General features: G+C 62.3%; 10 protein-coding genes. 3 read left to right on the top strand and 7 right to left on the bottom strand.

Going from position 1 to position 13,638, the window contains the following annotated elements; translation table 11 throughout:
* Positions 1 to 123 precede the first annotated feature (123 nt).
* The 7 genes from ACU680_RS04730 to ACU680_RS04760 all read right to left on the bottom strand — a co-directional run bounded on the left by ACU680_RS04730 (position 124) and on the right by ACU680_RS04760 (position 7,621).
* Positions 124 to 786 carry a flavin reductase family protein gene (locus ACU680_RS04730; RefSeq protein WP_448178783.1) on the bottom strand — a complete coding sequence of 221 codons (663 nt, stop codon included), beginning with the start codon at positions 784 to 786 and terminating at the stop codon, positions 124 to 126.
* Positions 787 to 797: 11 nt separating this feature from the next.
* On the bottom strand, positions 798 to 2,285 hold the full coding sequence (locus tag ACU680_RS04735) for an amidohydrolase family protein (protein ID WP_448178784.1): 1,488 nt from the start codon (positions 2,283 to 2,285) through the stop codon (positions 798 to 800).
* Positions 2,282 to 3,478 (bottom strand): amidohydrolase family protein, encoded by a 1,197-nt coding sequence (locus ACU680_RS04740; protein ID WP_448178785.1) that lies wholly within the window; start codon positions 3,476 to 3,478, stop codon positions 2,282 to 2,284. The genes ACU680_RS04735 and ACU680_RS04740 overlap by 4 nt, the downstream gene beginning before the upstream one ends.
* Positions 3,479 to 3,763: 285 nt before the next feature.
* The gene (locus tag ACU680_RS04745; protein WP_329697473.1) at positions 3,764 to 4,816 is read right to left on the bottom strand and encodes an extracellular solute-binding protein; all 1,053 of its coding nucleotides are present in this window, start codon (positions 4,814 to 4,816) and stop codon (positions 3,764 to 3,766) included.
* Positions 4,817 to 4,831: 15 nt separating this feature from the next.
* A complete protein-coding gene (locus tag ACU680_RS04750) occupies positions 4,832 to 5,620 on the bottom strand; it encodes an ABC transporter permease (protein WP_007969667.1) in 789 nt (262 codons plus the stop codon).
* Complete coding sequence (locus ACU680_RS04755) at positions 5,617 to 6,534, bottom strand: ABC transporter permease (RefSeq protein WP_448178786.1); 918 nt, start codon at positions 6,532 to 6,534, stop codon at positions 5,617 to 5,619. Before ACU680_RS04755 ends, ACU680_RS04750 begins: the two co-directional genes overlap by 4 nt.
* 1 nt (position 6,535) lies before the next feature.
* The gene (locus tag ACU680_RS04760; protein ID WP_448178787.1) at positions 6,536 to 7,621 is read right to left on the bottom strand and encodes an ABC transporter ATP-binding protein; all 1,086 of its coding nucleotides are present in this window, start codon (positions 7,619 to 7,621) and stop codon (positions 6,536 to 6,538) included.
* 140 nt (positions 7,622 to 7,761) lie between these two features.
* Between ACU680_RS04760 and ACU680_RS04765 the strand changes: the two genes are divergently transcribed.
* The 3 genes from ACU680_RS04765 to ACU680_RS04775 all read left to right on the top strand — a co-directional run bounded on the left by ACU680_RS04765 (position 7,762) and on the right by ACU680_RS04775 (position 13,509).
* Positions 7,762 to 8,451 (top strand): GntR family transcriptional regulator, encoded by a 690-nt coding sequence (locus tag ACU680_RS04765; RefSeq protein ID WP_007969663.1) that lies wholly within the window; start codon positions 7,762 to 7,764, stop codon positions 8,449 to 8,451.
* A gap of 133 nt (positions 8,452 to 8,584) precedes the next feature.
* Positions 8,585 to 10,696, top strand: coding sequence for a hybrid sensor histidine kinase/response regulator (locus tag ACU680_RS04770; protein ID WP_448178788.1), 2,112 nt, complete (start codon positions 8,585 to 8,587; stop codon positions 10,694 to 10,696).
* A gap of 179 nt (positions 10,697 to 10,875) precedes the next feature.
* Positions 10,876 to 13,509, top strand: coding sequence for an excinuclease ABC subunit UvrA (locus ACU680_RS04775; protein WP_448178789.1), 2,634 nt, complete (start codon positions 10,876 to 10,878; stop codon positions 13,507 to 13,509).
* The last annotated feature ends 129 nt before the right edge of the window (positions 13,510 to 13,638 follow it).

Genomic DNA, 13,638 nt, shown 5'->3' on the forward strand with positions numbered 1-13,638 from the left:
GGATGCGCAGCGGCCCCAAATCCGACAGCGCGATGAGTCTGACTCACCGCGTCGTTTGGGTTTACGACTGCTGCGCAGCCGAGCGGGAGCAAGCTCCCTCGCCACAGGTTTCGCAATACCGGGTTATTTCGGGGCAGGCCAAAACCGTTCGCCACCCCCCGGCGCCTCCGTCCACGCTTGCAACGAGCGGGTCGGCAAATCGAAGTAATCCCGGGTCCGTGCATAACCATGTCCGCCCATGCGCCCGATCGCATCCAGGCCCAATTGATCGATGTATAGCGTCTGTGGATCGATCAACTCGTCGCGCACATGCGCCATCAATACCTCGCCAAAAATGATCTCCCGCGACTGACCGATGTTCAGCGCCATCATCCGTCGACACTCCAGCGCCACCGGCGCTTCGCCGATGCGCGGGCATTTGACTGCCGTGCCGGGGATCGCCGTCAGTCCGGCGGCGGTGAGTTCATCAAAGCCCGGAGCGAACGGCACGGCGCAGACGTTCATCGCTTCCACCAGCGCATCGCTGACGATGTTCACCGTGAATTCCTGATTGAGCTGGATATTGCGCGTGGTGTCCTTGGGGCTTTGGTCGCCGTAGTTTTCCACGCCGAGGGCAAGGATCGGCGGGTCGGCGGACAGCGCGTTGAAGAAGCTGAACGGTGCGGCATTGACCCGGCCCTCACCGTCGATGGTGGTGACCAGGGCAATCGGGCGTGGCACCACGCTGCCGATCAGGATCTTGTATTTTTCCCGGGGGCTGAGCTGGCTGAAGTCGAAGCTGTGCATGGCAGATATCTCTAAAGAAGTGGATCGATTGCGCTCAATGGCGCTTCGGCGCTGTAGTCGTCAGCGAACGGGATGGCTGGCTGGAACAGGGTCTTCCAGTCCGGGCGAGCAAAGGCCCGCTCGCTGTGGCTGCGCATGAGTTTTTCGTATTGGCGCTGGGCCTGGCGTTGCAGGGCGGGGTAGTCGACGCCATTGACCTGACCGTCGTGCATCACGCAGCGACCGTCGATGTAACTGGCGATGCAATCGTCGCCGCGCCCGGCCAGCAGCAGGTTTTTCAGTGGGTCGAACAGCGGCCCCAAATGCAGGCCGCGCAGGCTGAACACGGTGATGTCCGCCTTGGCGCCGGGGGCCAGACGTCCGAGGTCATCGCGGCTCAAAGCCCTGGCGCCGCCAAGGGTGGCGGCGTTGTACAGATCGAGGCTGCTGGTCAGCGAAGCATCACCTTCCATCAGCCGGGCGATGCTCAAACCATGACGCATGTTGTCCAGCAAATCCGCCGGCCAGGTGTCGGTGCCGAGGGCGAAGTTGATGCCCTTGGCCCGATAGCGCCCGAACGAGTTCAGCGCCTCGCCATCCCGGGCGAACACCAGCGGGCAATGCACCAGGCTGGCGCCACCGTCGATCACCCGTTGCAGATCGTCGTCACCACGGGTGTAGATGCCGTGGGGCAACAGGCTGCGCGGCGTCAGCAAGTCCAGCTGCTGCAGCCAGCCCAGTGGTGAAACGCCGCGCAACTGCTCGACCATCGCCACTTCGCTCTGCGCCTGGCAGCAATGCAGGCGCACTGGCGCATGCAGCTCGCGACTCAACGCCGAGGTGCGTTGCAGCAGCGCCGGGGTGCAGGTCTGAATGCGATCGGGCAACAGCGCGCCGCGAATCAAGCCGTTGTGCGCACCGTCGAAATCCTTGAAGAAGCATTCAGCCGCCGCAAGCCCGGCCAATCCTCGTTCTTCATCCCAGTGATGGGCGAGTGTGCCGTCGGCGCGCCAGTAGCTCATGCCGCTCATGTAGCAAGGCCCGAGGTAGGTACGTAGGCCGAGTTCGCCGGCAACGCCTGCGACGGCGGCAAACTCGGCGTAGGTCTCGGCCCACTCGCGGTAGTACATCGAGGTGATCGGCATCGCCGTGGTGATGCCGTTGCGGATCAACTGAGTGAAGGCGTAGCGGTATTTGAAGATTTCTTCTTCGGGGCTGTAGGTCTCACGCGAGCCAGCAGCCAGATACTCGGCGGACCACATGCGGCCCATGCTGCGCTCGTCGCCGTTGTCGAGAGTCAGCACGGTGGAGTCGAGATCGCCGAGGGCGTCCAGATCAATGAAACCGGGGCCGATCAGCGCATTGCCGTAGTCGATCCACTGATCCACCGGCCCCTGATAGCCGCGCCCGACGAATTCGATCCGCGAGCCGGCGAACACCACTTCGCCGTCACGCCACAGCACGTGCTGCCTGCCGTCGAAGCCGACCACGCAACTGGCACGCAAGCCGATGCGTTTCACAGGCGACTGTCCAGCAGACGACCACCGCTGGCGATCAACACACCGCTGCGATAAACCTGACGCACCGGCCGCGCCACCACGGCCTCGCCAAGGGTCTCGACCGGCAACAGCAGAAAGTCTGCTGGTCGCCCGAGGTCGAAGCCGTAATCGTTGATCCCCAGCGCAACAGCGCCATTGACCGTGGCCGCTTCGAACGCCGCCGCCAGTTCATCGTCCTTGGCCAGATCGAAACGAAACGCCAGCAGCATCGCCCGCTCGAGCATGTCGCCGTTGCCCATTGGCGACCACGCATCACGAATGCCGTCGGAGCCGAGACACACGTTGACGCCGGCTTCGCGTAACGCCAGAAACGGGGGCACGGCGGTGTCGGCCGGCGCCGAACTCATCAGCGAAATGCCCAGAGTCGCAAGGCGTTCCGCCACCGGTTTGACCTGGCTCCACGGCAGCATGCCCAGGCAGTAGGCGTGGCTGATCATCACCCGGTGCTGCAGGTTGAATCGCTCGGTGTATTCGGCGATTCGCGCGATTTGCCACAGGCCCAGTTCACCTTTGTCGTGCAGGTGAATGTCGACGCCACGGCCGAACTCGGCGGCGAGTCTGAACACGAAATCCAGCTGCGCAATCGGGTCGTTATCGATGCCGCACGGGTCGAGACCGCCGACGTTCTCCACACCCAGGGCCATGGCTTCGCGCATCAGTTCGGCGGTGCCGGGGCGGCTGATCAGCCCGGTCTGCGGGAACACCACCAGTTGCAGGTCGATCAGGTCCTTGTAGCGTTCGCGTAGATGCAGCATGGCTTCGACGTGGCGCAGGCCGAATTCGGGATCGATGTCGACGTGACAGCGCATCGTCAGCGAGCCGCGGGCGATGCAGTTTTCCAGCAGGGCACCGGCGCGTTCGGCAATCGGTGCCTGGACTTCGCGCAGCACGCGGCGTTCGTTGCTGATGTAGTCCTTGAGCGTCGGACCGGCGCTGTTCGGGCGCCATGGCTGGCCGTAGAGGGTCTTGTCGAGGTGGACGTGGCTTTCCACCAGTGGTGCGGTGAGCAACTGGTTCTGACCATTGATGTCGGTGGCGGCCAACGGGCTGTTCGAGGCCGGACGGCGTTGGGCGAACCGGCCGTTTTCGATCAGCAGGTCTTCGGCGGGGGCGCCGTAGGGACGGATGTTTCTGAGCCATTGTGGCTGGGTCATTGGTTTACCTCGGTTTCAGTGGTGTCTGGTCGGGCCTCTTCGCTGGCAAGCCAGCTCCCACAGGTTCAAGGGAGTGCTCAATTTCTGTGAACGACACAGGTTCTTGTGGGAGCTGGCTTGCCAGCGATGGCTGCACCTCGGTTTCAGTGGTGTCTGGTCGGGCCTCTTCGCTGGCAAGCCAGCTCCCACAGGTTCAAGGGTGTGCTCAATTTCTGTGAACGACACAGGTCCTTGTGGGAGCTGGCTTGCCAGCGAAGGCCGCGCTGCGGTCTCAAGCGAAATAAGTCAGCCCTTGAGCTTCGACCAGATCCGGTCCTGCAACTCGCGCGACTTGTTGCTGCATTCCTTTTCCGGGCGCAGGCGCGAGGCGTATTCCTCGGGCATGTTGATGGCGTCCATGACCTTCCACTTCGGGTCGAGCAACTGGTCGCTCTGGATGCCGTTGGCATAGGCGATGGCGTTGGACACGGCGGCAGCGTTTTCCGGTTTCATCATCCAGTCGATGAAGATCTTCGCGTTGCCCGGGTGCGGCGCGCTTTTCGGCACGGCGAAGTTGTCCTGAAACATCGCCACGCCTTCACGCGGATAGACGTACTTGATGGTGTTCTTCTGCAAGGTCGCGCGGGCAGTGGAGCCGTTCCAGTTCTGCATCATGATCACCTCGCCCGAGGCCATGCGGTCGACGGTGTTGTCGGAGCTGTACATCTTCAGGAACGGTTTCTGCTTTTGCAGCAGTTCGAGGATGCGCTTGGCGTCCTGCGGGTTTTCTGTGCACTCGTCGACGTTCAGGTAATGGCTGGCGGCGTTGATCACGCTGCTGGAGGTATCGAGGGCGGCGAGCTGGCCTTGCAGTTCCTTGCGCGGTTCGAAGAACTCTTTCCACGAATCATCCAGTTTGCCGCCGGGCACCCGCGCACTGTCGTAGGAGAAACCGGTGGTGCCCCACAGGTACGGTGCCGAAAACTTGCGGCCAGGGTCGAAGCTCGGGTCGCGGAACGGGCCTTTGACGTACTGGAAATTGCTCAGGGTCGGCGTGTCGATTTCCAGCAACAGATCCTGCTTGATCAGGGTTTGCATGATCGACTGCGACGGCACGATCACGTCGTACGCGGCGCCGCCGGCCTGCAATTTAGCGAGCAGGGTTTCGTTGCTGTCGTAGCCGTCCATGGTGACCTTGATCCCGGTCTCCTTTTCGAACTTGGCCAGCAGATCCACCGGGTAATAATCGGTCCAGTTATAGAAAAACAATTCCTTGGGTTCAGCGGCGTGGGCGCCGAACGCGGCGAAACAACTCAGGGCCAGACCGGATACGGCCAGACGCAGGCTTTTGACTTTCATGAGAGCGCTCCAGGTTTATGGTTGTTTGCCGCGTTGCCCCAGCCAGAAGGCCAGCACCACGAGGACGATGGAAATCACCAGCATCAGGGTCGAGATCGCGTTGATCTCGGGCGTTACCCCGGCCTTGATCGCCGAAAAGATGTACACCGGCAACGTGGTCGAACCGGGCCCGGCGACGAAGAAGGTCATGATGAAATCGTCGAGGCTGACCACGAACGCCAGCACCGAACCGGACAACACCGCCGGCCACAGCAGCGGCAAGGTCACGCGGCGGAACACCTGCCACGGATTGGCGTATAGATCGTTGGCCGCCTCCAGCAGGCTCTTGTCCAGATCGTTGAGGCGGGCACGGATCGGCAGGTAAGCGAAGGGAATGCAGAAGCCGATGTGCGCGACGATCACCGTCAGCAACCCGAGCTTGATCCCCAGCGCCATGAACAGCAGCAAGGTCGCTACGGCGGTGACGATCTCCGGCAGGATCAGCGGCAGGTTGATCCCGCCTTCGACCATTTTCTGCCCGTAGAACGGTCGGTAGGTCGCCAGTGCCGCGAGCAGGGCAATCGCCGTGGCGCACACGGTGGCGAGGGTGGCGACAATGATCGAATTCAGCGCTGCGGTCTGGATCGACGGGTTGGCCAGAATCCGTCCGTACCAGGCGAAGGAGAACTCGGTCCAGACCGTCGCCGAGCGGTTGGCGTTGAAGCTGTAGACGATCAGCACCAGGATCGGCAGGTACAGATAGGCGAGGATCAACAGGCTGATTTCCCGGGTCGCCGGAAGTTTTTTCAGGTGCAGAGAGATCATGCTTTCGCTCCTCGATTGAGGGTTTTCGCCGCGCTGCGGCTATAGAGGGCGTAGAGCACCAGTGACAACAGCAAGATCCCCAGCAGCAGGAACGACAGCGAACTGCCCAGCGGCCAGTTGCGCGCGGTGCCGAACTGCTGCTGGATCAGATTGCCGATCATCAGCGTCTTGCCGCCACCGAGAATCGCCGGGGTGATGAACGCGCCGAGGCTCGGCACAAACACCAGAAGCGCTCCGGCGATCACTCCGGGCATCGACAGCGGCAGGATGATCCGCCGCAGTGCGTGCCAGCGGTTGGCGCCCAGGTCATACGCGGCTTCCACCAGACGCCAGTCGAGTTTTTCCAGGGTCGAGTAGATCGGCAGAATCATGAACGGCAGAAAGCTGTAGACCAGCCCGACACTCACCGCGAAGTCGTTGTAGAGCAGGGTGATGCCGCCGGCGCTCGGGAACAGTGCGTTGAGGCTCTGGGCGACCCTGCCCTGTTCGCGCAGGATGATCAGCCACGCGTAGTTGCGGATCAGCAGGTTGGTCCAGAACGGGATGGTGATCAGCAGCACCATCAGATTGCGCCGACGCGGAGTCAGGCTCGACATCCACAACGCCACCGGAAAGCCGAACAAGAAACACAACACCGTGGTGCCACCGGCCTGCAACACCGAGCGCAACAGCGCCTGGGCGTAGACCCAGTTCAGCTCCAGTTCACCGTCGAAGCCCTCCTGAAAAAACAGCTGCACGTAACTTTGCAATTGCCATTGCGCCTGCCAGTCAACGCCGCCGTAGGTGTTGCGCGGCAGCAGGCTGATGTAACCCATGATCCCCAGTGGGATGGCGATCAGGGCGAGCAGGGTCAACACCACCGGGCTGAGCAACAGCGCCCGGTTCAGAGCGGGGGAAGTGCTGCTGACGCTCATCTCAGGCCTCCATCAACAGGCAGGCGTGCGGCGGCAGGTGCACGGCGACACGCTCGCCGACGGCACGACCACGGTTCAGGCCTTCGTTGTTTTCGCGCAGCATGACTTTGACGTCGTTGTTCAACCGGCACTGGTACAGCGTGGCGGTGCCGACATACAGCACCGCCTCGATGACGCCGCGCAGGTGATGCGGCTGGCTGGCATCCACCAGTTGCGAACGCTCCGGACGGAACGCCAGTTGCACGCTGCTGCCGGCAAAGCTCTGTTGCTGACACGGAATTTCGATCGGCATGCCGTTGGGCACGAAGAGTTTTTCGTTGTGCGCGCCGTGCTTGAGCTGACCGGGAAGGAAGTTGATGTCGCCGATGAATTGCGCGACGAAACGGTGTCTGGGCTGTTCGTAGATGTCGGTCGGGGTGCCGATCTGCAGGATCTTGCCGGCGGACATCACCGCGATGCGATCGGACAGGGTCAACGCTTCTTCCTGATCGTGGGTGACGAAAATGAAGGTGATCCCGGCTTCCTTCTGTACGCGCTTGAGTTCGACCTGCATTTCCTTGCGCAGCTTCAAGTCCAGCGCCGACAGCGGCTCATCCAGCAGCAGGACTTTGGGTTTCGGCGCCAACGCCCGGGCCAGAGCCACGCGCTGTTGCTGACCACCGGACAGTTCGGCCGGTTTGCGCCCGGCCAGGTGCTCCATCTGCACCAATGCGAGCATTTCGTTGACCCGATCCGGAATCAACTTGCGTTCAAGACCCTGCATCTCGAGGCCGAAGGCGATATTCTGCGCGACACTCATGTGCGGAAACAGCGCGTAACTCTGGAACACCGTGTTGACCCGGCGCTTGAACGGCGGCAGATCATTGACCGGCTCGCCAGCCAGGCGAATCTCGCCTTCACTGACGTGTTCGAAACCGGCGATGGTGCGCAGCAGGGTGGTTTTGCCGCAGCCCGAAGGGCCGAGCAGGGTGAAGAACTCGTTATCGGCGATATTCACCGAGACATTGTCCAGGGCCGGTGCGAGGCCAGGGTCCTCGGAGTACCGTTTGGAGACGTTGCGCACTTCAATTGCTATTGGTTGACCCATAATGGTGCAATCCTCTAATTATTGTATGCAATATCTGAATGCAATTTAGAAATACCCGGATTAATCTGCGTGTGCAACCCCCTTTTTCCATGGCCAGTCATCGCCAGGGGCCGGTTGCCTGACGCTAAAGGAGTGTTGCAATGACCGAGAAAAAACTGGAAACCACGGTCGACCGCGTCTACCAAGGGGTTTACGAGGCGATCAGCAAGCGTTCGCTGCGTCCGGGGATGAAGCTGGGCGAGGCCTCATTGGCCGAATTGTTCAATGTCAGCCGTACGTCGGTGCGTGCCGCGCTCAAGCAACTGGAGGCCGACGGACTGGTCACCACCGAGCCCAATAAAGGTGCATCGGTGTCATTGCCGAGCAATGAAGAGATCCGTTCGCTGTTCGAAACCCGGCGCCTGATCGAGATCGGCATCGTCACCGAGCTGTGCCGGCGCAAGGACACCGCCGCGATGCAAGACCTGCGCGAGCATCTGTTGCTGGAAGACGAGGCCCACGCCGCTGGCGACCATGAACGGCTGATCCATCTGCTCGGCGAGTTCCACATCAAACTGGCGCGCAGCCTCAATAACCCGGTGCTGCTCGACTGGTTCCAGAAACTGATTTCCCGTGCTTCGCTGTACGCCGCCGCGCTGGATGACGACAGCCACGAAGCCTGCCGGGACGACGAGCACCTGCGGCTGATCGAGTACATCGAAGCGGGCAACCAGAGTGCCGCCATCGAATTGACCTGCATGCACCTGAACGGCATTGAAAAGGCCATTCTCGACGTCGCAGCGAAGATGAAAACTGGCTACCATCCGCTCAAACACCTGATCGGGGTCTGACCCCGGCCGCGGTGTGAAATCGGCTATACCTTCAATGAAACCAATGCGGTCGGCGGCGCTCGAAACAGACGGGCGCCGCGTTCGTCAGCGTTGCGATTTATCGGGCAGACACCACAGGACACCGAGTCAATCGATGCAGTTTTTATCCGAAAGTCACGGGTGTGACGGCTGGAAAGGCGAGATGGCCGGGCGTATTCGTGCGTTCGACTGGAGCGACACCGAACTCGGTCCGCTGCAGAACTGGCCTGCGAGCCTGTGCAGCGCGGTGCAATTGATGCTGGCGTCGCCGTTGCCGATGGTCATGCTCTGGGGCCGTGCCGGCTACATGATCTACAACGATGCCTACTCGCAGTTTGCCGGTGGCCGCCACCCGTATCTGCTGGGTTCGCCGGTGGAACTGGGCTGGCCGGAAGTCGCCGATTTCAACCGGCATGTGGTGGACACCTGTCTGGCGGGCGGCACCTTGTCGTACCGCAACAAGGAACTGGTGCTGCTGCGCGATGGCGTGCCCGAAGACGTCTGGATGGATCTGTATTACAGCCCGGTGGCCAACGATGACGGCGTGCCCGCCGGGGTGATGGCGATGGTGGTCGAGACTACCGAGTTCATGCATTCGGAACGTTTGCGTCAGGCCGCTGAAGATGCCTATCGCGCTGACAATGAGCGGGTGCGGCTGGCGCTGAATGCCGGGGCCTTGCTTGGCTCGTTTGTCTGGGACGTGAAGCACAATGTGCTGTCGGCGGATGAGCGTTTCGCCCGCACGTTTTCGTATCCACCGGATCAGGACTTGAGCAATCTGCCGCAGTCCTACTGCGAAGCGCGGATCCACCCGGACGATCTGGCGTGGGTGCATGATCGGGTCAGCCATTCGGTGCAGACCGGCGAGCCGTACAACGCCGAGTACCGCGTGCGACGCGCGGACGGCAGCTACCTGTGGGTGCTGGCCAGCGGTGCCTGCGAGTTCGACGAACACGGCGCAGCGTTTCGTTTCCCCGGCGTGTTGATCGACATCCACGAGCGCAAGAACGCTGAAGAATCCCTGCTCAAATTCACCCGCAACCTTGAACAACGGGTGGCTGATGAAGTGGGCGCGCGGCTGGCGGCGGAAGAGCAACTGCGCCAGTCGCAGAAGCTTGAAGCCATCGGCGGCCTCACTGGCGGCGTGGCCCACGACTTCAACAACCTGCTGCAGGTGATCGCCGGCAATCTGCACTTGCTGGCGCGGCATGAGCCGGACAACGCCAACGTGCAACGCCGGGTCAGCGCGTCGCTGGCGGCGGTCGAGCGCGGGGCCAAGCTGTCGTCGCAATTGCTTGCTTTCGCCCGACGTCAGCCCTTGTCGCCGGCGGTGTGCGATCCACGGCAGATCTTCGATGGTGTCGGCGAATTGCTCCAGCGTGCGTTGGGCGAGACCATTCAGATCGATGTGCAGTTGCCGCAGGAACCGTGGCACATCAACGTCGACCGCAATCAACTGGAAAACGCCATTCTCAATCTGGCGATCAACGCCCGGGATGCGATGAAGGGCGAGGGCACGATTGTCCTCAGCGCCCTCAATACTCGGCTGGACAGCAATTTCTGCGCGGGCAAAGGCATCGTTGCCGGCGATTTCGTGCGAGTGATGGTCAGCGATTCCGGCGTTGGCATTGCGCCACAAATGCTCGAGCAGGTGTTCGAGCCGTTCTTCACCACCAAGGCCGACGGCCAGGGCACCGGGCTCGGTTTGAGCATGGTGTTCGGTTTCGTCAAACAGAGCGGCGGCCACGTCGAGATCGACAGTACCGTGGGCGAGGGCACACGGGTGCAACTGTACTTTCCGCGCAGCCTGCGTCCGGTTCTCGATGAGACGCCGAGCGTCGACCCGCAACAGGGGGGCGGCCACGAGACCATTCTGGTGGTCGAGGACAACGACGCCGTGCGCGCCTCGGCGGTAGAGTTACTGCGCGAAGAAGGTTATCGCGTACTGACCGCCGGCAACGGCGACGTGGCGATGCAAATGTTGTTGGAAGGTATCGAGGTGGATCTGATTTTCACCGACGTGGTGATGCCAGGGTTGATCAAGAGCTCCGATTTGGCAGCCTGGGCCAAAGTGCAGACGCCGCCGGTGGCGGTGCTGTTCACCTCCGGCCACACCCGCGACATCATTTCACGCAACCACCAGTTGAGTCCGGACACGCACTTGCTCGGCAAACCGTATGGTCCGGAGGCTTTGTTGCAGATGATTCGCTCGGTGCTCAGTGCCTGATTCCCTGTGGCGAGGGAGCTTGCTCCCGCTCGGCTGCGCAGCAGTCGTAAACCCGGAAACCGCGGTTTACTTGCCGGGTTGATTCGTCTGGATTTGGGGCCGCTTCGCAGCCCAGCGGGAGCAAGCTCCCTCGCCACAGGTTTTGGGTTCGACTTACATTTTCCGATCAAGGCCCGCCAATGACTACCAAGCGTAATTCCAAAGCACCCGCCGGCATGGTTCGGGTGCGTGGCGCCCGCGAACACAATCTGAAGAATGTCGACATCGATATCCCTCGCGACGCGCTGGTGGTGTTCACCGGGGTTTCGGGTTCGGGCAAGTCGTCGCTGGCCTTTTCAACGTTGTACGCCGAAGCCCAGCGGCGTTATTTCGAGTCGGTGGCGCCGTATGCGCGGCGGCTGATCGATCAGGTCGGGGTGCCGGACGTCGATTCCATCGAAGGCCTGCCGCCCGCCGTGGCCCTGCAACAGCAGCGCGGTACGCCGAGCACGCGTTCGTCGGTGGGCAGCGTGACCACCTTGTCGAGCCTGATTCGCATGCTCTATTCCCGTGCCGGCAGTTATCCGCCGGGGCAGCCGATGCTCTATGCCGAGGACTTCTCGCCGAACACCCCGCAAGGCGCGTGCCCGGAGTGCCACGGTCTGGGCCGGGTCTACGAGGTGACGGAGGCGCTGATGGTGCCTGATCCGAACCTGACCATCCGCCAACGCGCCGTGGCCTCCTGGCCGCTGGCGTGGCAGGGGCAGAACCTGCGCGACATCCTCGTGACCATGGGCATCGACGTCGATATTCCCTGGAAGAAACTGCCGAAAAAGCAGCGTGACTGGATTCTGTTCACCGAAGAAACCCCGACCGTGCCGGTGTACGCCGGGCTGACCCCGGGAGAAACCCGGGTCGCCCTCAAGCGCAAGATGGAGCCGAGTTATCAGGGCACTTTCACCGGCGCCCGGCGTTACATCCTGCACACCTTCACCCACTCGCAAAGTGCGCTGATGAAGAAGCGCGTTTCGCAGTTCATGCTCGGCAGCCCGTGCCCGTTGTGTGACGGAAAACGCCTCAAGCGTGAAGCGTTGTCGGTGACCTTTGCCGGGTACGACATCGGTGAACTGTCGCAGATGCCGTTGCTGCAAGTGGCCGAGGTACTGCGGCCAGTGGCCGCGGCGACGTATCTGCAGCAGGCCGAAGAAAGCGGCGAAACCCTCAGCCATGCGCAAACCCGCGAAGCCCGCCAGCAACGCGTGGCCCACGGTGCCAGCGGTCACGCCAGTGCGCCGGACTTACGCCACACGCCGAACCTGTCGCTGGAAAAACGCCTGGCGGCGCAACGGATTGCCGAGGATCTGCTGGAACGGGTCAGCACCCTGACCGATCTGGGCCTGGGTTATCTGGCGCTGGAGCGCAGCACCCCGACGCTGTCGTCCGGCGAGCTGCAGCGTTTGCGCCTGGCGACGCAACTGGGTTCGCAACTGTTCGGTGTGATCTACGTGCTCGACGAGCCGTCCGCCGGTTTGCATCCGGCCGATGGCGAGGCGTTGTTCGAGGCCTTGCAGCGCTTGAAGGCCGACGGCAATACGCTGTTTGTGGTCGAGCATGATCTGGAGACCATGCGCCGTGCCGACTGGCTGATCGATGTCGGCCCGGCGGCGGGCGAGAAGGGTGGGCGGGTGTTGTACAGCGGCCCGCCGGCCGGGCTGGCCGAGATCGACGAATCGCAGACCCGCGCCTATCTGTTTGCCGAGAGCCAGCGGCAGACCCGCATCGCGCGCAAGCCCACAGGGTGGCTGAGACTTGACGGGATCAGCCGCAATAACCTGCACAACCTCAGCGCTGAATTTCCGCTGGGCTGTTTCACCTCGGTGACCGGTGTGTCCGGTTCGGGCAAGTCGAGCCTGGTCAGTCAGGCGTTGCTCGAACTGGTCGGCGCGCAGTTGGGGCGGCCGGTGGTTGAGGAGGAGCCGGAAGAACTCAGTCTTGAAGACGACGCGCCGCAGGCCAGCAGTGGTCAGGTGACGGCGGGGCTGGAGTCGATCAAGCGGCTGGTGCAGGTTGATCAGAAACCCATTGGCCGCACGCCGCGTTCGAACCTGGCGACCTACACCGGGTTGTTCGACAACGTGCGCAAACTGTTCGCCGCCACACCCGAGGCGCGGGCGGCGGGGTATGACGCCGGGCAGTTTTCCTTCAACGTCGCCAAGGGCCGCTGCCCGACCTGCGAGGGTGAAGGTTTTGTCAGTGTCGAGTTGCTGTTCATGCCGAGCGTGTATGCGCCGTGCCCGACCTGTCATGGCGCGCGCTACAACCCGCAGACCCTGGCGATTGAGTGGCAAGGTCTGAGCATTGCGCAGGTGCTGCAACTGACCGTTGAAGAGGCGGTCGCAGTGTTCGGCGAGCAACCGGGCATTCGTCGCTCGCTGGAGGTGCTGCGTGACATCGGCCTCGGTTACCTGCGGCTGGGCCAACCGGCCACCGAACTGTCCGGCGGCGAGGCGCAACGGATCAAACTGGCGACTGAACTGCAGCGCAATCAGCGCGGCGCGACCCTGTATGTGCTGGATGAACCGACCACCGGGCTGCATCCACGGGACGTCGATCGGCTGCTGGAACAACTGGATACACTGGTCACGGCGGGACACACGGTGATCGTGGTCGAGCATGAAATGCGCGTGGTGGCGCAGAGTGACTGGGTAATCGACATCGGCCCGGGGGCCGGAGATCAGGGCGGCAAAATCGTCGCCGTCGGCACCCCACAGAAAGTCGCAGCGAGCAAGAAGAGCCGCACCGCACCATTTCTGGCGCGGGCTTTGAGCCGATAGCACCGGCCCCATCGCGAGCAGGCTCGCTCCCACAGGATTTTGTGGTGTGCACAGGATGGGTGATCAACCAGATCCAGTGTGGGAGCTGGCTTGCCAGCGAAAGCGGTGTGTCAGGCAATGAAGATGTCG

The organism is Pseudomonas sp. LF020 (assembly GCF_053456425.1).